Origin of the sequence: Propionibacterium acidifaciens, assembly GCF_003798325.1 — a bacterium.
GTDB lineage: Bacteria > Actinomycetota > Actinomycetes > Propionibacteriales > Propionibacteriaceae > Propionibacterium > Propionibacterium acidifaciens.
Genome location: NZ_CP033719.1, coordinates 2797289 through 2816838 on the forward strand (window position 1 = coordinate 2797289; position 19550 = coordinate 2816838).

The 19550-nt window shown below is 71.5% G+C and carries 17 protein-coding genes; 6 read left to right on the forward strand and 11 right to left on the reverse strand.

Features of this window, described 5'->3' with window-relative positions; all coding sequences use genetic code 11:
- Positions 1–55: 55 nt before the first annotated feature.
- The 9 genes from betT to EGX94_RS12010 form a co-directional block, all read right to left on the reverse strand.
- Positions 56–2110 (reverse strand): choline BCCT transporter BetT, encoded by a 2055-nt coding sequence (gene betT / locus EGX94_RS11970; RefSeq protein WP_021798680.1) that lies wholly within the window; start codon positions 2108–2110, stop codon positions 56–58.
- Positions 2107–3876, reverse strand: a complete 1770-nt coding sequence (gene betA, locus EGX94_RS11975) for a choline dehydrogenase (protein ID WP_021798683.1) — start codon at positions 3874–3876, stop codon at positions 2107–2109. Before betA ends, betT begins: the two co-directional genes overlap by 4 nt.
- Before the next feature lie 183 nt (positions 3877–4059).
- Positions 4060–5568 carry an aldehyde dehydrogenase family protein gene (locus tag EGX94_RS11980; protein WP_043123166.1) on the reverse strand — a complete coding sequence of 503 codons (1509 nt, stop codon included), beginning with the start codon at positions 5566–5568 and terminating at the stop codon, positions 4060–4062.
- 927 nt (positions 5569–6495) lie between these two features.
- Positions 6496–6885, reverse strand: coding sequence for a dihydrodipicolinate synthase family protein (locus EGX94_RS11985; RefSeq protein ID WP_123826369.1), 390 nt, complete (start codon positions 6883–6885; stop codon positions 6496–6498).
- On the reverse strand, positions 6882–7406 hold the full coding sequence (locus EGX94_RS14460) for a dihydrodipicolinate synthase family protein (RefSeq protein ID WP_021797822.1): 525 nt from the start codon (positions 7404–7406) through the stop codon (positions 6882–6884). Before EGX94_RS14460 ends, EGX94_RS11985 begins: the two co-directional genes overlap by 4 nt.
- A gap of 10 nt (positions 7407–7416) precedes the next feature.
- The gene (locus EGX94_RS11995; protein ID WP_021797818.1) at positions 7417–8907 is read right to left on the reverse strand and encodes a DASS family sodium-coupled anion symporter; all 1491 of its coding nucleotides are present in this window, start codon (positions 8905–8907) and stop codon (positions 7417–7419) included.
- A gap of 5 nt (positions 8908–8912) precedes the next feature.
- Complete coding sequence (locus EGX94_RS12000; protein WP_021797835.1) at positions 8913–10301, reverse strand: class-II fumarase/aspartase family protein; 1389 nt, start codon at positions 10299–10301, stop codon at positions 8913–8915.
- A 103-nt stretch (positions 10302–10404) separates the two neighbouring features.
- Positions 10405–11427, reverse strand: a complete 1023-nt coding sequence (locus EGX94_RS12005; protein WP_021797830.1) for a LacI family DNA-binding transcriptional regulator — start codon at positions 11425–11427, stop codon at positions 10405–10407.
- A 7-nt stretch (positions 11428–11434) separates the two neighbouring features.
- Entirely contained in the window at positions 11435–12217 is a 783-nt protein-coding gene (locus EGX94_RS12010; RefSeq protein WP_021797832.1) for an isoprenyl transferase, read from the reverse strand.
- 97 nt (positions 12218–12314) lie between these two features.
- Between EGX94_RS12010 and recO the strand changes: the two genes are divergently transcribed.
- The 3 genes from recO to EGX94_RS12025 all read left to right on the forward strand — a co-directional run bounded on the left by recO (position 12315) and on the right by EGX94_RS12025 (position 15548).
- Positions 12315–13058: a DNA repair protein RecO gene (recO, locus tag EGX94_RS12015; RefSeq protein ID WP_021797833.1), complete on the forward strand. Its 744-nt coding sequence runs from the start codon at positions 12315–12317 to the stop codon at positions 13056–13058.
- A 101-nt stretch (positions 13059–13159) separates the two neighbouring features.
- The gene (locus EGX94_RS12020) at positions 13160–14464 is read left to right on the forward strand and encodes a PocR ligand-binding domain-containing protein (protein ID WP_081660878.1); all 1305 of its coding nucleotides are present in this window, start codon (positions 13160–13162) and stop codon (positions 14462–14464) included.
- Entirely contained in the window at positions 14421–15548 is a 1128-nt protein-coding gene (locus tag EGX94_RS12025) for a 1-propanol dehydrogenase PduQ (protein WP_021797829.1), read from the forward strand. The genes EGX94_RS12020 and EGX94_RS12025 overlap by 44 nt, the downstream gene beginning before the upstream one ends.
- Positions 15549–15617: 69 nt before the next feature.
- Here the strand turns inward: EGX94_RS12025 and EGX94_RS12030 are convergent, their stop codons facing one another.
- Positions 15618–16028, reverse strand: a complete 411-nt coding sequence (locus EGX94_RS12030; protein WP_162142634.1) for a EutP/PduV family microcompartment system protein — start codon at positions 16026–16028, stop codon at positions 15618–15620.
- An 11-nt stretch (positions 16029–16039) separates the two neighbouring features.
- A complete protein-coding gene (locus tag EGX94_RS12035; RefSeq protein ID WP_021797824.1) occupies positions 16040–16384 on the reverse strand; it encodes a BMC domain-containing protein in 345 nt (114 codons plus the stop codon).
- A gap of 394 nt (positions 16385–16778) precedes the next feature.
- Between EGX94_RS12035 and pduA the strand changes: the two genes are divergently transcribed.
- Genes pduA through EGX94_RS12050 form a run of 3 tightly spaced genes read left to right on the forward strand, consistent with a single transcriptional unit; the run spans position 16779 to position 19548 of the window.
- Complete coding sequence (pduA, locus tag EGX94_RS12040) at positions 16779–17060, forward strand: propanediol utilization microcompartment protein PduA (RefSeq protein WP_021797827.1); 282 nt, start codon at positions 16779–16781, stop codon at positions 17058–17060.
- Positions 17061–17074: 14 nt separating this feature from the next.
- Positions 17075–17869, forward strand: coding sequence for a propanediol utilization microcompartment protein PduB (pduB, locus tag EGX94_RS12045; protein WP_021797820.1), 795 nt, complete (start codon positions 17075–17077; stop codon positions 17867–17869).
- Positions 17870–17886: 17 nt separating this feature from the next.
- Entirely contained in the window at positions 17887–19548 is a 1662-nt protein-coding gene (locus tag EGX94_RS12050; protein ID WP_021797825.1) for a propanediol/glycerol family dehydratase large subunit, read from the forward strand.
- Positions 19549–19550: the final 2 nt, after the last annotated feature.

Genomic DNA, 19550 nt, shown 5'->3' on the forward strand with positions numbered 1-19550 from the left:
GTCGGAGAGCGGATGACCCCTCCTGTCGGTTCCTGCCGTGCCGTCGCCGGCGGCCTCAGTGCTGCACCGCGGCCTGGAGGGTGGCCTCCTCCTGCCTGGATGCTGCCACCAGCTCGTAGCGCTCGTAATGGTCGAGCACGTCGTTGCAGATCTGGTTGCACTCGTAGGGGTAGATGTTGTAACTCAGCCCTTCTCCGAATGCCACTTCGAGATGGATCGTCACGTCGTCCGTCCCGATCGTGCGGGCACCGCAGGACGTCGCGGACGAGCGCCGGATCTGGACGGGGTAGACGAAGTCCTCGCCGTCCTCGCTCTCCGAGAGGGCCTCAAGCTGGACACGCCGCGAGACGTTCTGCTGCAGCCCGTTCGAGACCTCGCGGACGACGGCCGGGACCCCGCGCTCCTGCAGGGCCTCGGCGACCTCGTCCAGAGCCGGGCGGATGACGTTCTGGAGCCTCTCCTCGGCCTGGCGCGAGGACACCGAGTCGAGCGACAGCGAGAGGCGGCGGCGCCACGATCCACTCGAGATCGCCGTCTCGGGGCTCGCCCACTGGGCGGTGAACGAGCGCTGGACGGCCTGCTCGTGCAGGTGCTCCTCGCGCAGGGCCCGGTCGAGGCCGACCATGACGAGCATGAGGACGAGGGCGAAGGGGATCGCCATGATGATCGTCGCGCTCTGCAGCGCCGGGATGCCCCCGACCATCAGCATGCCGATGGTCAGGATCCCCGTGGCGGCGGCCCACAGGATGCGCAGCGACGGTCGCGCGTCCGTGTCGGCCGCGGGCAGCTCGCTGCAGAGGTTCGCCATGACGAGCGCGCCGGAGTCGGCGGAGGTGACGTAGAACAGCAGCCCGACGAAGGTGGACAGCGCGATCAGGACGGGCGTCCCCGGGATCGTGGTGAGGAGCTGGAAGAAGCCCTGCTCCGGCGACGCCGTCGCGGCCTGACCGAACGCGGCGTCCCCGTCCATGATCCGCTTCACGGCGCTGTTCCCGAAGATCGAGATCCACATGACGATGTACGAGAACGGGATCATCAGCGTGCCGAGGACGAACTGCCCGATCGTGCGCCCCTTCGAGATGCGGGCCAGGAACATGCCCACGAAGGCCGACCACGCGATCCACCACGCCCAGAAGAACAGCGTCCACGACTGCATCCAGCCGGCCGGGTAGTCGTAGGCCATCGTGTCGAGCGTCATGCCGGGGAACATCGTGACGAAGTCGCCGATGTTCATCACCATGGAGCGGAGCAGGAAGGTGGTGTTGCCCGTGAACAGCGCCCAGCCCGCGAGGACGACCGCCAGCGCCACGTTCAGCTGCGAGAGGCTGCGAATGCCCTTGTCGACGCCGGTGGTCGCCGAGATGGTGGCCAGGACGACCGCCAGGACGACCAGGGCCGTCTGGGCGCCGAGGCCCTGGGGGATCCCGAAGAGGATGTTCAACCCCACGTTGAGCATCACGACGCCGATCCCGAGTGATGTGGCGACACCGAAGATCGTGCCGATCACCGTCGCGATGTCGACCGAGTGCCCGATGAGTCCCCGGACCCGCTTGCCGAAGAGGGGCGCCAGCACCGAGCGGACGGCCAGCGGCGCCTTCTTGCGGTGGGCGAAGTACCCCAGGGCGAGTCCCATGAGGGCGTACATCCCCCAGCCCGTGATCCCGTAGTGGTAGATCGCCCACACGGTCGACTGTCGGGCCGCGTCCACGGTTCCGCCGGGGATCTGGGGCGGCGACAGGAACTGCGCGGCGGGCTCGGCGACGGCGTAGAACATGAGGTCCGTGCCGATGCCCGCCGCGAACAGCATGGCCGCCCACGAGAAGGTGGAGTACTCGGGACGGTCGTAGTCGCCGCCCAGGCGGACCCTCGGATAGCGGAGGCCCAGGTGGATCACGAAGAGCAGCGCCGCGGTGGCGAGGGCGATGTAGAACCAGCCGAGGCGGTCGGCGGCCCGGGAGACGGTCTTCCCGAGGACCCCGCCCGCGAACTCCGGGGCCGCCAGGCACCACGCGGCCACCAAGCCGGTGATCGACAGGGCGGTGATGAAGACGGGCCACCTGACGGGCGGCCTGTCGGTGCGGGCGGCCGCCCGGTGACCGGTACCGGTCACCGGTGGCTCCCGACGCGTCGCGGCGGAACCGGGTGCTCCGCCTCCGCCTGTGCGGCGCTGGGGACGCGCGGGACGGCGTCCCAGGCCTTGTTGCGCGGATCGCCCGGCGGGTAGATCGGCATCGATCCGTCAGCCCTGTAGACGGGGGGACGCTCGGGTGCGAGGGGCGTGTTGCCGATGATCAGGTCGGCGGCCTTCTCGGCCACCATCATGACCGGCGCGTAGATGTTGGCGTTCGTGATCGTCGGGAAGACGGACGCGTCGACGACGCGGAGGCCCTCGGCCCCGTGGACCCGCATGGACGCGGGATCGACGACGGACATGTCGTCCGTGCCCATCCTGGTCGAGCAGGACGGGTGCAGTGCGGTCTCGGCGTCCCGCGCGACCCAGCTGAGGATCTCCTCGTCGGACTCGACCTGAGGGCCGGGGGAGATCTCGCCGGCGTCGAACGGGGCGAAGGCCGGCTGGGCCAGGATGTGGCGGGCGGCGCGGATGACCTCGACCCACTCGCGGCGGTCGCGCTCGGTCGACAGGTAGTTGAACAGGATGGACGGGCGCACGGCGGGGTCCGGGTCCGTGATGTGGATGTGTCCGCGGACGTCGGAGTTCATCGGTCCGATGTGCACCTGGTAGCCGTGCTCGGACGCCGGGGCGGATCCGTCGTAGCGGACCGCGATGGGAAGGAAGTGGAACTGCAGGTTCGGGTACGGGACCTCGTCGTTGGTGCGGATGAAGCCGCCTCCCTCGAAGTGATTGGACGCCCCCACGCCCGAGTCGAGGAAGAGCCACTGGGCTCCGATCCAGGGCGCCTTCCACATCTTCAGCCACGGGGCGATCGAGACGGGCTGCAGGCACTCGTGCTGGAGGTAGACCTCCAAGTGGTCCTGGAGGTTCTCGCCGACGCCCGGCAGCTCGATGCGCGGGGTCACGCCGGCGGCGCGCAGCACCTGGGGATCCCCCACGCCGGACAGCTCGAGCAGGCGGGGGCTGTTGAACGCGCCGCCGCACAGGATGACCTCACCGGCGTCCACGTGATGGGTCCGGTTCATGCGGTGGAAGTCGACCCCGGTGACGCGGGTGCCCCTCCAGGTCAGGCCCGTCACGTACGCGAGGGTCGTGACGTCGAGATTCCTCCGGCCCCTGACCGGGCGCAGATAGGCTCGCGCCGCACTCCAGCGTGAGCCGTGGTTGATGTTCTGGTCGAACGGCGCGAAGCCCTCCTGACGGTAGCCGTTGACGTCATCCGTGCGCGGATAGCCGGCCTGGACGGTCGCCTCGAAGAACGCCTGGAACAGTGGCGACGTGGCGGGGCCGCGCTCCAGGTGGAGCGGGCCGGATCCCCCGCGCCATGCGTTCGCGCCGCCCAGACGGGTCTCCATGCGCTTGAAATAGGGCAGGCAGTGCGCGAAGTCCCACTCCTGCATCCCCGGGGCGGCGGCCCAGCGGTCGTAGTCGCCCGGGTTGCCGTGCTGGAAGATCATGCCGTTGATCGATGAGGAGCCCCCCAGCAGCTTGCCACGGGTGTGCTTAACGCGACGCCCGCCCATGAAGGGCTCGGGGTCCGTCTCATAGGCCCAGTCGTAGAGCGGGTTGCCGGACGGGAACATCAGCGCTGCCGGCATGTGCACGAGGGGATCGATGATGAAGTCGGCCCGGCCCGCCTCCAGGACGAGGACGGAGGCGGAGGCGTCCGCCGAGAGACGGTTCGCGAGGGCCGATCCGGCCGAGCCCCCTCCGACGATGACGTAGTCGTAGCGCTTCTTCACTGAGCTCTTCTCCTTCTTCTGGGTACTGCGGACTCCCGGTGCTGCGGAGTGCCGCGGAATCCGGTGGCGGGGCCACGGGACAGCCGATCCCACGGCCCGGGACGGCCCCGGACGCATTCATCGCGGGGGCGCACCGCCGCGGCGGTGCCACGGCGGAAAAACGGTGGGGATGAGGTGAGGGCCTCAGCCCTTGTCTGCGGGATCGTCGAACCATCCGGCTCGTGCCGGTCGGAGGTTGTGCCAGATGTGCTTGTGCTCCTGGTACTCGCCCAGCCCGGCGATCCCCAGCTCGCGACCGATGCCGGACTGCTTCATGCCGCCCCATTCCGCCTGCGGTACGTAGGGGTGGTAGTCGTTGATCCAGATCGTCCCGTGGCGGAGCCGTCGGGCCACGCGTTCGGCGCGTCCGGCGTTCTCGGTCCAGACGGCGCCCGCGAGCCCGTAGACGGTGTCGTTGGCGATCGCCACCGCGGCGTCCTCGGCCTCCTCGGGCGTCGGCCCGCTGAAGCTCTCGACAGTGAGGACGGGCCCGAAGGACTCCTCGTGGACGCAGGCCATCGGGGACGCGCAGTCGTCAAGGATCGTCGGCAGGTAGTACCAGCCGGAGGCCAGGTCCCCGCCGGGGCGCTGGCCGCCGCAGCGCAGGACGGCGCCCTCCGCCAGGGCTTGGGCCACGTGGCGCTCGACCTTGTCGCGGTGGGCCTCGCTGATGAGGGGACCGGTTTCGGCGTTCGGATCGAAGGGCCCGCCGAGACGAATGGCCCGGGCCCTCCGGACGAGCTCGTCGACGACCCGGTCGTGGACCGACTCCTCGACGACGAGCCTGGCGCCGGCCGAGCAGACCTGCCCGGAGTCGAGGAAGACGGCCGTGAGCGCGTTGTCGATCGCGGCATCCAGATCGGCGTCCGCGAAGACGACGTTCGGGTTCTTGCCGCCCAGCTCGAGCGCCACCCGTTTCACCGTGCCGGCCGCAGAGGCCATGATCGAGCGTCCGGTCACCACACCGCCTGTGAACGACACCAGGTCGACGTCCGGAGAGGCGGTCATGGTCGGGCCCAGGACAGACCCCGGACCGAGGACCAAGTTGGCGACGCCCTCGGGAAGGCCGAGTTCGGTGAGCGTCCGGCACAGCCAGATGGCGGTCTGCGGGGTGAGCTCCGAGGGCTTCAGGACGAACGTGTTGCCCGCGGCGAGCGCCGGTGCGACCTTCCATGCCGTCTGGAGGAGCGGGTAGTTCCACGGGGTGATGAGCACGCAGACCCCGACGGGCTCGGTCACGACGCGGCTCGCGACGTCCGGTACACCGGTGTCGACCACCCGGCCCGCCTCGCTCTGGGCGAGGGCTGCGAAGTGACGGAACACGTTCACGATGTCGGCCATGTCGAGGAGGCTCTCCACGTGGCGCTTGCCCGTGTCGAGCGATTCCAGACGGGCCACCTCGTCCGACTCGGCCTCGAGCCGGTCGGCGACGGCCATGAGGAGCCCGGCCCGCTCCGGTGACGGGGTCGTCGGCCAGGGGCCCCGGTCGAACGCGCGGCGGGCCGCTGCGACTGCGGCCCGGCAGTCCTCGACCGTCGCCTCGGGAACCTCGGCCACCTGCTCCCCGTCCGCTGGACACAGGATGCGTCGCGTGCCGCCGTCCGATGCGGCCCGCCAGCTCCCCCCGATGAGCAGTCGGTCCGGTCGATCCATGAGTGTCTCCTGTCTGGATGTTCTGAAAATGTGTTGCCTGTGGATGTGTTGTCCGAGCGCATCGGGCGGTGGGTTCGTGCGGGTGCGCCGGTGGCGCGGTGACAGGGACTTCCTGGGACTCGGGACCGAACGCCACTCGGTCCGTTCCACCGTGGGCCCTGCCGTGGGCCGGCGGGCCCTGCCGTGGGCCGGCCCATGCCGTGGGCCAGCTCCGTGTTCAGGATAAACACCTCGTGCGTCATGGTCCGATGATGAGCCCTGGGCTCGTTCCCCCGGGGCGCCCTCCCGTCGGGGGTGCCCTGATCGTCCCCTGACCGGCTCCACCGAGGGTGCTCGTCGCGATCGCCTCGCGGTTCGGAGCGCGTCCGACGGTCGGGGCGTCGGCGGTGGGTCGGGGACGGCCCGAGCGACCGGGCGGATGGGGAGGGCTCCGGGGCCAGCGGATGATCGGGATCCGTCCCGGGAGGAGCCCGGACCCGCTCGTCGGAGACCTGCCGGAGCGGCCCCCCGACGAGCGGTCCCCGGCGGTCACGGGGCGCGGGGCTCCTGCCGGAGCGCTCGGTTCGTCAGGGCCCGCGTCCGCCGGGGAGGGGCGCGCCGGCCCAGTCGGCGGACCGGGCCTCCGAGAGGGGCCCTCGCCCCGTCCGGAGGAGGGCCGCGGAAGGGGCCGGCCCTCCTCCGGACTCAGGGAGGAGGGCCGGCAACCCGCAGATGATCCTGGTTCCCGGCGCGATCCGTGTCGCCCGGCCGGTCCCGCTGCCGCTCCGAGCCGCCGACCCCCGACGGCAGGGCCTGCGCGACAGGGCCGCCGCCGGCGGGTTCGCCGTGCGCCGCCGACCGGTCCCGCGTCGCCGGCATCGGTCACGGCTCCGGGCGGCCTGCCCGACGTGCACGGCGCCGGGCCGGACGATTCACCCGGGGCGGCGCTCAGGCGTCCAGCGCCTCGGCGATGCCGGCCAGGACCGCCCGCAGCTCGCCGCGGACCGACTCCGGCGCCGGCCGCTGCGGGCGCACGGGATCGCCGCACGGGTACCCGGCCTCGTCGAGCGCCAGCTTGACGAGCGGGGCCGCCCCGTGCCGGACGAACAGGGCGTTGAGCGGCCAGATCGCCTCCTGGAGCCTCGCCCGGCGGGCCAGGTCGCCGCGGCGGTGCGCATCCCACAGGGCGACCGCCGCCGCGGGCGCGACGCAGGCCGGCCCGGCCATCCGGCCCACCCCGCCGAGGTCGAGGACCGCGGCGGGCAGGTGGGCCGAGGCGGCGAAGAACCGCAGCCGCCCGCCCAGCGCGGACCGGATGGTCACCAGCCTGCCGGTCACCCCGGACGCGTCCTCGAGGTACTACACCGTCTCGTCGGCGACGATCCGCTCCAGCGCCGACAGGGGCAGGTTCGAGACGCGGATTCGTGCAGAGGACGACCGGCAGGTCCGTGGCCGTGGCGAGCGCGTGGACGTGGTCGACGATCTCGTCGGGGGACGGCTGGCCGTGAACCAGCTGGATGCCGACGAGGCCGTCGACCCCACGAGGCCATGGCCTGCGCCTGGGCCGCGGCATCGGCGATGGCGAAGGCCGCCACCCCCGCGACGACCGGCACCCGGCCGGCGGCCTCGTCGACGGTGATCCGCACGACGGCCTCCCGCTGGGCGGGCGTGAGGTGCGTCACCTCGCCAGTGGAGTCCGACGGGGACAGGCCGTGCACCCCCTCGTCGAGCAGATGCCCGACGAGGCGGCGCAGGGCCCGTTCGTCCACCCGGTCGCGCCCGTCGAGCGGTGACACCGGATAGGGGTAGATGCCGCTGAGGCCCCCGCCTCCGGCGGTCGTCGCGTTCCCGGTGGTCATCGTCTTCTCCTCACCAGTAGCCGATCAGCTTCATCCAGCCGCCGCCGACGACCATCCACACGGCGATCGAGGCGAGGGCGGCGATGAAGCTGACCCGCCACCAGTCTCCGACGCTGTTGTAGCCGGTGCCGAACAGGGCCGGGCTCGCGCCGCCGGAGTACTGGGTGATCGAGGTGAACAGGTTCGAGATGTAGCCCAGTACGAGGGCGGCCATGAGCGGGGGAGTCCCGACGGCGACGGCCGCCGCCAGGAAGGCCGCGTACATGGCCGAGATGTGCGCCGTGGCGGAGGCGAACAGGTAGTGGCTGAAGAAGTAGACCAGCGTGAGGATGATGAACGCGAACTGCCAGCGCATGCCGCCGAGCGAGCCTGCGATCACGTCCGCGAGCCAGCCGAGGAGCCCGTACTTCCCGAGGGCGGTGGCCATCATGTAGAGCACCGCGAACCACACCATCGTGTCCCAGGCCGCCTTCTCGCGGATGACGTCCTCCCAGGTGAGCACGCCGCTCAGCAGCAGGACGACGAGACCGATGAGGCCGGTCGTCGTGGCGTCGACGCCGAGGACGATGTCCCCGACCGTCCACAGCAGCAGGAGCAGCACGAAGGTGCCCGCCATGATCTTCTCGGCCGGGCTCGTCGGGCCGAGGGTCGCCAGCTCGCGCTTGGCCATGGCGACGACCTCGGGAGTCTCCTCGAGCTCGGGCGGGCAGACCACGTGGACGACCAGCGGCACCACGGCCAGGGCGCACAGGCCCGGCACGATGGCGCCCAGCGCCCAGGAGGTCCAGCTGAGCGTCACGCCCTGGGAGGAGGCGAGCGAGGCGATGAGCGGGTTGCCCGCCATCGCGGTGAGGAACATGGCGCAGGTGACCGCGTTGACCTGGCCGACGTTGATCGCGAGGAAGGATCCCGCGCGTCGGGCCGTCGGGCCGGGGGTCGAGTCGTAGGTGAGCGCCACCGAGCGCATGATCGGCGCCATGATGCCGCCGCCGCGGGCGGTCGCGGACGGGATCGCGGGGGACAGAACCAGGTCGGCCAGGGCCAGGCCGTAGCTCACGCCGAGCATGCGCCCGCCGATCCTGGAGACGAAGAGGAGCGCGATGCGCCGTCCGAGTCCGGTCGTGATGAAGCCCCTCGAGATGAGGAAGGCCACGACGATGAGCCAGATGGTGGAGTTCGAGAAGCCCATGAGCGCGGTCGGGTCGCCCGCCTTCTCGGCGGTCAGCGGGACGGTGCCGGTGAGGATGCACACGACGGTGCCGATGATGGTCACCGCGCCCATGGGCAGGGGCTTGGCGATGATCCCGACGATGGTGGCGAGGAAGATCGCGAGCATGTGCCAGGCGCGACCGGTGACGCCGCCGGGCGGCGGGGCGAACCAGATGACCGCCCCGACGACCAGCGGGACCAGAACGCGCAGCAGGGGGGCCGGGCTGAGCCCGCCCCGCTCCTCGACGTTCCCCCGCCGGTCTGCCTGCGACGGGGCGGATGCTGCGGCCATGGTGCTCACCCGCCCAGGTCCGCGATCGCCGGGCCGGCGGGCAGCGCCCGCGTGGTCCGCCACCGCTCGACGGCCGTCGAGACGATGCGACCCGCCTCGCCGACGTAGTCGGACGGCCCGACCAGGTGCTCGGGCAGCAGATCGGCCCTGCCCTGCTCGGCCGCCACGACCGGCATGATCTCGTGCAGGGTCCGCTTCTGCTCGCGCGCCCGCTCGGCCGCCTCGTACACGAGGTCGTGGGCGTGCTCGCGGCCCATCGCCGGGGCGAGCTGGATCATCATCGCCTCGGCCATGATGAGTCCGCCGTCGAGGTCGAGGTTGGCGGCCATCCGCTGCGGGTCGACCCGCATGCCCTCGGCGACGACGAGGGCCTCGCCGAGGGCCGAGCCGGCCAGGCAGCCCAGGTTCGGGACGAGGTACCACTCGGCCTGCCACTCGCCGGCGGCCCGTTCGTGGCCGGCCTCCTGGATGCGGACCAGTCCCGAGGCCAGCGCGCCGGCGACGGCGCCGACGCCGATCATGAGCTCCGAGCTGATCGGGTTGACCTTCTGCGGCATCGTGGACGAGGCGCCCCGGTGGCTGGTGAAGGGCTCGAAGACCTCGCCGATCTCGGTGCGCGACAGGTCGACGATGTTGCGCCCGAGCTTCGCGCAGGTGCCGGCGATCGTGGCGCAGATCCAGCCGTACTCGGACAGGACGTCGCGGTCGACGTGCCAGGGCACGGGCACGTCCGCGAGACCGAGCTCGGCGGCCAGCCGGGACCGGATCCCGACGGAGCGGGGCCCCTCGGCGGCGTTCGTGCCGCCGGCGCCGAAGAGCGACACGACGGCGATCCGCTCGTGGGCCTGCTGCAGACGCGTGCGCTGGCGGCGCACCTGGTCGAGCAGAGTGGCCAGTGTCGCGCCGAAGGTGGTCGGCACGGCCTGCTGGGCGTGCGTGCGGCCGGGCATCACGGTGCCGGCGTGCTCGGTGGCGCGCTCGGCCAGGGCGTCGCCGAGGCGCTGGAGCCGCTCGTCCAGGGCCTCCAGGGAGCGGGACATCTGGAGCGCCAGTGCGGTGTCCATGATGTCCTGGGTGGTCGCGCCGTAGTGGACGCGCCCGTCGGGGCCGGCGGGGCAGTGGGCGGAGATCTGCCGGACCAGCCCGAGGATCGGGTAGCCGACGTTCTGCGCGTCCCGCCACAGCCGGTCGCGGTCGATGTTCCCGATCCGTGCGGCGCGGACGATGGCCTCGGCGTCCGAGGGCCCGATGACGCCCAGCGAGGCCTGCGCCGTGGCCAGCGCCCGTTCGACGCTCAGCCACGACTCGATGCAGGAGTCCTCGCCGAAGAGTTCGGCCTGGACCGGGTCGCCTGCGTTCCGCCAGAGGAGGGAGAAGGGGGCTGCGTAGGACATCGTGTCGCCTTTCGCCATTGAATGGAAACGCTTGCAGGATGGGTTCAGCGTAAATTCGGCGAGACGCTCCGCATCATGACGATGGAACTGGAATCGTTTGCAGTTAAATTGCGGTGCCGCAGGGCGGCTCGGGGCCCGTCGGCGGGGCCGCGACGCTGTCGCGCTCGACCGCACGGCCCTCGACCAGGACCGTTGTCGGGTCGGCCGTCGAACCGGCCATGCGGTCGGCCAGCAGCTGCACGGCGATGTGGGCCACCTGCTCGATCGGCTGCTCGTAGGTGGTGATGCCGGGATCCGTGACGGCGTACCAGTCCGTCTTCCCGAAGGCCACGAGCGACAGCTCCGACGGCAGGCGCAGACCCCGCCGCCGGGCCTCGGTGAGCAGCCCGAGGACCAGCTCGCTCGAGGACGCGCACACGGCGGTGGGCGCCGGGCGCAGCGCCAGCAGGCGCCTGAGGGCCTCCGAGCCCCAGTCGGGGGAGTAGGCGCGCAGCTGCACCCACCGCGGATCGGGCTCCACGCCGGCCTCGGCGAGCGCCCGGCGGTAGCCCTCCAGCCGGCGGCGGGTCGTGCTGAACGAGGGCTGTCCGCCGATGAAGGCGATGTCGTGATGGCCGGCGCCGACGAGGAGCCCCGCGAGCGTGCGGGCCCCCTCGTCCTCGTCGTAGCCCACCCAGTCGACGCGCCTGCTCGACCGGCGGTTCATCTCGACGAGGGGCGGGCCCTCGGGGGTCGGGGGCCGGCGGGTCGGCGTCGGGACGACGATGATGCCGTCGACCCCGCTCGCGATGAGCCGCTCGAGGCCCGTTCGCTCGCGCCGGCCCTCGTTGTTCGTCACCGCCATGACGACGCTGTGGCCGCGCTCCTCGAGCTGGTCCTGCACCATGGAGATCGTCCGGGCGTAGAAGGCGTTCATCATGTCGGGCAGCACGACGCCGACGGTGCGGGTCCCCGAGCCGCGCAGGGCGCGCGCCGCCGCCGAGGGCCGGTAGCCCAGGCGCTCGGCCGTCTCCCGGATGAGCCGACGAGTCTCCTCGTTGACGTGCGGGTGCCCGTTGAGGGCGCGCGAGACCGTTGAGACGGCGACTCCGCACTCGAGGGCGATCTGGCGCAGCGTCGATCCCATCGCCGTCTCAGGCCCGTACGCCGCCGAACCGGCGGTCGCGGCGGGCGTACTGCTCGACGGCGGCCCACAGGTCCCGGCGGTCCCAGTCGGGCCAGAGCTTGTCGCTGAACACCAGTTCGGCGTAGGCGCTCTGCCACAGCAGGAAGTTGCTCGTCCGCTGCTCGCCGGAGGTGCGGATGAACAGGTCCACGTCACCCAGCTCGGGGTGGTAGAGGTAGCGCTGGAGCGTCCTCTCGTCGACCCGGTCGGGGTTGAGCCGGCCGGCGCGCACGTCGCGGCCGATGGCCCGCGCCGCATCGGCGATCTCCGCGCGGCCGCCGTAGTTGAGGCACAGCTGCAGGGTGATGACGGTGTTGTCGCGGGTCTGCTCCTCGGCCGCCTGGAGCTCGCGGAGCACGCTCGCCCACAGCCTGGGCCGGCGCCCGGCCCAGGCCACGCGCACGCCGAGCCCGTCGAGGAGGTCGCGGTGGGTGTGGATCATGCGGCGGCTGAAGCCCATGAGGAAGCGCACCTCGTCGGGGGAGCGCCGCCAGTTCTCGGTGCTGAAGGCGTACATCGACAGCGTGCCGATGCCCATCTCGATGGCGCCCTGGAGCACCTCGATGAGCACGGCCTCGCCTCGCTCGTGGCCCTCCGTGCGCGCCATGCCGCGCGATCTCGCCCAGCGTCCGTTGCCGTCCATGACGATCGCCACGTGCCGCGGGACGAACCGCGCGGGCAGCTGCGGGGGGCGGACGCCGCTCGGGTGCGGATCCGGCGGGCGCACGGGATGACGGGACGATGCGTTCACGGGCACCAGCCTAACGGCGTCCCCGTCCCCGGCGGGGGTGGACGGCCGGACGACCGGGCGCCCCCTCGGACCTTCCGCGCGGCGGCACAATGGAGTCGTGCCCACCTATCGCGACGAGGCCATCGTGCTGCGCACCCACAAGCTGGGCGAGGCCGACCGCATCATCACCCTGCTGTGCCGCGACCACGGCAAGGTGCGCGCGGTGGCCCGTGGGGTGCGCCGCACCTCCAGCCGGTTCGGCGGGCGCCTCGAGCCGTTCAGCCACGTCGACGTCCAACTGGCCGTCGGCCGCAGCCTCGACGTGGTCGCCCAGGCCGAGTCGCTGCACCACTACGGGGACGCCCTCGTCGGCGACTACACCCTGTACACGAGCGGAGAGACGATGCTCGAGACGGCCGACCGGCTCATGGTCGTCGAGAAGGAGCCCTCCCGGCGCCAGTACCTGCTGCTCCAGGGCGCCCTGCGGGTGCTCGGCCGGGGCACGAGCGACGGGTCCCGGCCGGCCTCGATGATCCTCGGCTCCTATCTGCTGCGCGCGCTGGCGATCGCCGGCTACGCGCCGGTGCTGGACTCCTGCGCGCGCTGCGGACTGCGGGGGCCGCACGAGTGGTTCGCGCCCGCCGCGGGGGGCATGGTGTGCAACTCCTGCCGCCCGCCCGGCTCGACCCGCCCGGGCCCCGAGTGCTGGGCGCTGCTGAGCGCCCTCGTCTGCGGCGACTGGCCCGCCACGAGGGGCGTCGGCGAGGATGTCGAGCGCCGGACGGCGGGGCTGGTCTCCGCCTTCGCCACCTGGCACATGGACCACGGGCTGCGCTCCCTGCGGATGATCCCCGGCGACTGAGCGGGCGCCCGGGGCGGGGCCGACCGGACCGAGGCGGGCCCGGGGGAGGGACCCCGTTCCCCTGACCTTCTCACCTGTTACCCTGAGGGCGGAGGTTGACGATGCCCCAGCAATGGACGCCGAGACGACCGGACCCCGAAGAACTGCAGAGGATCCTCGAGGACTTCTCCGAGGCGACAGGGTTGGCGACGGTCGCTGTGGACACCCAGGGTGTTCCGGTGACGAGGCTGTGCGCCTTCACCGAGTTCTGCAAGGCCATGCGCGCCGATCCGCTGCGCTCGCGCGCCTGCCACGGCTGCGACGCCCACGGCGGCCTGCAGGCCCTCCTCGAGGGCACCCCCCAGATCTACCGCTGCCACGCCGGGCTGGTCGACTTCTCGATCCCGCTGACCGACGGTGACGCCTACGTCGGCGCCATCCTGTGCGGCCAGGTGAGGATGCCCGAGGACGAGATGCCCGCGCCCCTGCTCGCCCAGTCGGGCTGGCACGACGACCCGTTCCTCCAGGAGCTCTACGACAGGGTGCCGGTGGTGAGCCGGCGGCGGGTCACCGCCGCGGCGGAGACCCTGCTCGGCCTCCACGACCTCGTCGACCTGGCCCTGCGCGCCGGGACGGTCCGCCCCCAGGACGAGGGAGCCGCCCGGCTCTCCGTCGTCCCGCCCTCGCGCGCCACAGCGGCCTCCGACGCCCGCCCGCCCGAGGCGCAACAGCGCAACCCGACCGAGTTCATCACGGCGGCCGTGCGCCGCGAGGACCTGAGGGCCGCCTTCCTCGAGGCCGGCACCTTCCTCGACACCGTGTACGCCCAGGGCTCCCCCGAGGCCGTCCTCGCGGGCCGCGATCGGCTGGACGAGATGATCCTGGCCGCCGCCGCGGCGTGCTCGCCGCGCATCGTCCCCCACCTGCGCCAGCTCGTGGAGCGCGACCGGCGCCGCGGCGGGATCGACCGCTTCGGGGCGCAGCTGGCCGCCGAGCGCTTCATCGGCATGGTGCTCGACGAGTTCCAGCGCCACCGTCCGCGCCGGCGCCGCGAGATCGGCGACCTGCTCAACGACATCGCCCGGCACCCCGAGCAGGCGATCTCCCTCAGCGAGGCGGCGAATTCCCTGCACTGGTCGCCCGGTCACCTGTCGAAGTTGTTCAAATCCGTCACCGGATGCACTTTTGTGTCCTACGTCACCGCGCGCCGCGTCGAGCGGGCGAAACTGATGCTAGCGTCAACGCAGATGCCGGTCCAGAGGATTTCCTCGGAGCTCGAGTTCAGCCAGGTGAATTACTTCTCCAGGGTCTTCCGGGCGAGTACGGGAATGTCTCCGAGCGAGTACCGGCGTCATTGCCGGTCGCGCGAGGAGGGACACACCGGTGCTGCAGTTCCAGGTTCCGACAAGGGTCGTCTCCGGGCCTGACGCGCTCGGTGCGCTGAGTGCCCTGTCCGGTCGTCGGGTGCTCGTCATCACGGACGGCTTCATGGCCGCCGCACCGCTCATGGACCAGGTGCGGGACCGGCTCGGCGACGCCGTGCTGCGCGTCTTCTCCGACGTGCGGCCCGATCCCGACACCCACGCCATCGCCGCCGCGCTCGGGGCCTATCTCGAGTTCGGGCCCGAGGCGCTCATCGGCCTGGGCGGCGGCTCCCCGATCGACACCGCCAAGGCCGTCCGTCACATGGCCCGCCAGCGGGGCGAGGAGCTGCCGGCCGGCTTCATCGTCATCCCGACCACGAGCGGCACCGGCTCCGAGGTGAGCTCCTTCGCGGTCGTCACCGATCCCGCGAGCCGCGCGAAGGTCCCGCTCACGTCCCCCGACATGATCGCGGACGTGGCGATCCTCGACCCCGAGGCCGTCCGCACCTGCCCGCCCGGGCTCACCGCCGACTCGGGCATGGACGCGCTGAGCCATGCGATCGAGGCGGTCGTCGCCAGGGGCCACAACGACCTGTCCGACGCCCTGGCCGAGAAGGCGGTGCGCATCATCCTCCGCCACCTGCCCCGCAGCTGGGCCGACGGGGACGACCTCGAGGCGCGCGACCACCTGCAGAACGCCGCCACCATGGCCGGCGTGGCCTTCCAGAACTCCGGCCTGGGGCTCGTCCACGGCATCTCGCACGCGATCGGCGGCAGCTTCCACGTCGCCCACGGCCGACTCAACGCGATGATCATGCCCCACGTCATGGCCCTCAACGCAGGCGACCTGTCGGCCGGCGGGACGCTGTCCGGGCCCGCCCTGCGCTACTCCCGGCTGGCCGCCCACTCGGGCCTCCAGGCGACCACGGCCCGCAACCTGGTCCTCGCCCTCATCCGCCGCGTCGTGCGGCTGCGGGAGACGCTCGGCATGCCCGACAGGGTCACCGGGGCGGGCGTCGACCGGGGCGAGTTCACCGCGGCCGTCCCGGACCTGGCCACGACGGCCCTGGCGGACTTCTGCAGCGGGGGCAACCCCGTCGTGCCCACCCACGAGGAGGTCGTGGCGATCCTCCGCGCACTGGTCTGAGCGCCCGCCCCCCCGGGCCTCGGGCAGTGCGTCCCTCCGGGCGTCCTCGCCCCGGCGGGGCCCGGGGGCTCACGCCAGGCGCGCCTCGAGCTCGGCCATGCCCTCGCCGGTCACGGCCGAGACGCGGAGCACCTCGGTCGCCCCTGCCAGGCGCAGGTGGGCCTCGGCCGCCTCGACGGCGTCCGGCCCGGCGCGGTCGATCTGCGTGACGACGCCCAGCACCGGCACGGTGAAGAAGGTCGCGAAACCGGGCGGGTACCTGCTCTCGGCGGCGGTGGCCGAGGCGAGCATGACCACCAGCTCCCGGTCGAAGGAGGCCAGGCGGAGGGCGTGCTTGTAGAAGGGCAGCTCGAGGTACTCGCCGGGGGTGTCCACGACCTCGTCCTCGGCGGTGATCGTCTCGGTCTTCGCGTAGCGGATCTCCTGCCCGTGCAGGCGCTGCATGAGCGTCGTCTTGCCGCAGCCCACGCTGCCGACCATGAGCAGGCGCCTCATGTGCGGGTCAGGGGGGCGGGGGCGAAGCCGAGCTCGTCGCACAGGACGTCGGTCGCCGCGCTGATCGAGGCCTCGACGTCGGCGAGCCGGCCGAGCACGACGAGGGATCCGGAGAAGCGGTCCACGAAGCCCAGCTCGACGGTGGAGGCCTTGGTCGCCACGTCGGCGGCGATGATCGCCGCCTCGCTCGGCGTGATGGTCATGATGCCGATCGCGCCGCCGTTGTTCGGCAGGCCGATCTTGGGGTGGAGGCCGTCGTCCGGGTTCGACAGGACGTGCGCGAGCGTGACCTGCTTGCCGGGGACGAACTCCTGGATGATGCGCTGCTTCGCGGTCGCCATCGCCTCTCTCCTACGGGTCGGCTCCTGTGGTTCGGCGCCGGGCGGTCCGCCCGGCGCCCCCTCCGGCCCGGCGCCCCGGCGGGTGGTGCCGGCGGTGACGGGCCGATCCGCGCGTCCACCGGGCGCACCACTCCTGATTGTCGCCGCGCCGTCGCATTCCGGGTCAAGGCCCGCGCGACGGTCCTGACGGTATTGTCGCCGGGCGTCCCGGCCAGTTGCACTTTTTGGTCCCCGGGGTGCTTTTTGGTCGTTCCAGGCCTTTCGAGAAGGGCTGAAAAGTGGAGCTCCACGTGACCTTCTCTCTGATTTCCTGGCTTAGAGTCGTCAGTACTTCCCGCCCGTGGCCAGAGAGGTCGACGGCGGCTCGTGTTCACACCCAACGGAGGAGTTCAGAATGCAGGAAGCCCTTGGCATGGTGGAGACGAAGGGTTTCGTCCCCGCCGTTGAGGCCGCCGACGCGATGGTGAAGTCGGCCAATGTCGTGCTCGTCGGCAGTCAGCGCGTCGGCTCCGGTCTGGTGACCGTGCTCGTGCGCGGCGACGTCGGTGCTGTGAAGGCCGCCACCGACGCCGGCGCGGTCGCCGCGCAGAACGTGGGCGAGCTCGTCTCGGTCCACGTCATCCCGCGTCCCCACACCGACGTGGAGAAGATCCTCCCGTCCGTCGACGCGAAGTGAGGCGCTGAACGATCATGACCAACGACCAGCTCGTCGACCAGATCATGTCGGCCGTCATGACCAAGATCTCCGCCGATCGGCCCGCCGCGCCCGCGGCCAGGCAGCAGGTCACCACCGTGCCCGAGGCCACCCAGTTCGTCGGCACCACCGCGCTCGGCGACACCATCGGCCTGGTCATCCCCAACGTCGACCCGCAGCTCCACGCGCTCATGGGCATCGACCCCGGGTTCCGCTCGATCGGCATCATCGGCGACCGCACCGGCGCCGGACCGCAGATCTTCGCGGCGGACGAGGGCGTCAAGGCCACCAACACCGAGATCGTCTCGATCGAGCTGGCCCGCGACACCAAGGGCGGCGCCGGCCACGGCAGCCTCATCGTCTTCGGCGCCGAGGACGTCTCGGACGCCCGTCGCGCCGTCGAGGTGACCCTCGGCGAGCTCGAGCGGACCTTCGGCGACGTCTACGGCAACGACGCCGGCCACTTGGAGTTCCAGTACACCGCGCGCGCCTCGCACGCCCTCAACAAGGCCTTCGGCGCCCCGCTCGGCAAGTCCTTCGGCATCACGGTCGGGGCCCCGGCGGCCATCGGCGTCGTCCTCGCCGACACCGCGGTCAAGGCGTCGACGATCGACGTCATCGCCTACTCGAGCCCGAGCAAGGGGACGAGCCACTCCAACGAGGTCATCTCCGCCTTCACCGGCGACTCCGGGGCGGTGCGCCAGGCCATCGTCGCGGCCCGCGAGGTCGGTCTCGGCCTGCTCGGCGCCATGGGCGACGCCCCCGTCTCGACCACCACCCCGTACATCTGAGGAACGAGGCATCCGCCGTGAGAAGCAAGCGTTTCGAGGCTCTGGACGCGCGTCCGGTCAGCCAGGACGGCTATGTGAGAGAGTGGCCCGAGGTGGGCCTCATCGCCATGAACTCGCCGTCCGATCCCACTCCCTCGATCAGGATCGAGGGCGGCGTGGTCGTCGAGCTCGACGGCAAGCGCCGCGAGGACTTCGACATGATCGACACCTTCATCGCCGACTACGGCATCCGCCTGGACAACGCGGTGGAGGTCAATGCGACGCCCTCGCTGGAGCTGGCCCGCAGGATGGTCGACTTCACCGTGCCGCGCGAGGAGGTCGTGAAGCTCACGACGGCCATGACCCCCGCCAAGATGGTCGAGGTCGTCGGCACGATGAACGTGCTCGAGATGATGATGGCCGTGACCAAGATGCGGTCGCGGCTGTTCCCCGCGAACCAGGCCCACGTGACCAACCTCAAGGACAACCCGGTGCAGATCGCCGCCGACGCCGCCGAGGGCTCGCTGCGCGGCTTCGCCGAGGAGGAGACGACGGTCGGCATCGTGCGCTACGCGCCGTTCAACGCGATCGCCAACATGGTGGGCGCCCAGGTGGGGCGCCCCGGCATCCTCACCCAGTGCTCCGTCGAGGAGGCCACCGAGCTCGCCCTCGGCATGCGCGGCTTCACCGCGTACGCCGAGACCGTGTCGGTCTACGGCACCGAGCAGGTGTTCATGGACGGGGACGACACGCCGTGGTCGAAGGCCTTCCTCGCCTCCTGCTACGCGTCCCGCGGTCTCAAGATGCGGTTCACCTCGGGCACCGGCTCGGAGGTCCAGATGGGCTACGCCGAGGGCAAGTCGATGCTCTACCTGGAGGCCCGCTGCCTCTACTTCACCAAGAGCGCCGGCTCTCAGGGCATCCAGAACGGCTCGGTCTCCTGCATCGGCGTCCCGGCCGCCGTCCCCGGCGGCATCCGCGCCGTGCTGGCCGAGAACCTCATCGCCATGGCCCTCGACCTCGAGTGCGCCTCGTCGAACGACCAGACCTTCACCCACTCGGACCTGCGCAGGGTCGCCCGCTCGCTCATGCAGTTCGTGCCGGGCACGGACTTCATCTGCTCGGGTTACTCGGCCACGCCGAACTACGACAACATGTTCGCCGGCTCGAACTGGGACGCCGACGACTTCGACGACTGGCTCGTCATCCAGCGCGACCTCAGGATCGACGGCGGTCTCGTGCCCGTCACCGAGGAGGAGGTCGTGAGGGCCCGCAACAAGGCCGCCCGCGCCATGCAGGCGATCTTCCGCGAGCTCGGCCTCACGGAGATCACCGACGAGGAGGTCGAGGCGGCCACCTACGCCCGGGGCTCCCAGGACATGCCCGCCCGCAACGTCGTCGAGGACCTCAAGGCGGCCGAGGACCTCATGAACCGGGGCCTCACCGGCGTCGACATCGTCCGGGCCCTCATCCGCGGCGGCTTCGAGGACGTCGCCGAGTCCGTCTACAACATGCTGATCCAGCGCGTCGCGGGCGACTACCTGCACACCTCGGCAATCCTCGACGAGGACTTCCACGTGATCAGCTCTGTCAACTACCCGAACACCTACGCCGGGCCGCTCACGGGCTACCAGATCAGCGACGAAAGATGGGCCAGGCTCTCGAACATCCGCCAGGCCATCAGCCCCGAGAGCATCTGAGG

Coding starts and splice junctions, on each gene's coding strand:
- EGX94_RS11980 (WP_043123166.1), bottom strand. CDS start 5,568: ATGGATCGACCGGACCGACTGCTCATCGGGGGGAGCTGGCGGGCCGCA.
- EGX94_RS14460 (WP_021797822.1), bottom strand. CDS start 7,406: ATGACCACCGGGAACGCGACGACCGCCGGAGGCGGGGGCCTCAGCGGC.
- EGX94_RS11995 (WP_021797818.1), bottom strand. CDS start 8,907: ATGGCCGCAGCATCCGCCCCGTCGCAGGCAGACCGGCGGGGGAACGTC.
- EGX94_RS12000 (WP_021797835.1), bottom strand. CDS start 10,301: ATGTCCTACGCAGCCCCCTTCTCCCTCCTCTGGCGGAACGCAGGCGAC.
- EGX94_RS12005 (WP_021797830.1), bottom strand. CDS start 11,427: ATGGGATCGACGCTGCGCCAGATCGCCCTCGAGTGCGGAGTCGCCGTC.
- EGX94_RS12020 (WP_081660878.1), top strand. CDS start 13,160: ATGCCCCAGCAATGGACGCCGAGACGACCGGACCCCGAAGAACTGCAG.
- EGX94_RS12030 (WP_162142634.1), bottom strand. CDS start 16,028: ATGGTCGGCAGCGTGGGCTGCGGCAAGACGACGCTCATGCAGCGCCTG.
- EGX94_RS12035 (WP_021797824.1), bottom strand. CDS start 16,384: ATGGCGACCGCGAAGCAGCGCATCATCCAGGAGTTCGTCCCCGGCAAG.
- pduA (WP_021797827.1), top strand. CDS start 16,779: ATGCAGGAAGCCCTTGGCATGGTGGAGACGAAGGGTTTCGTCCCCGCC.
- pduB (WP_021797820.1), top strand. CDS start 17,075: ATGACCAACGACCAGCTCGTCGACCAGATCATGTCGGCCGTCATGACC.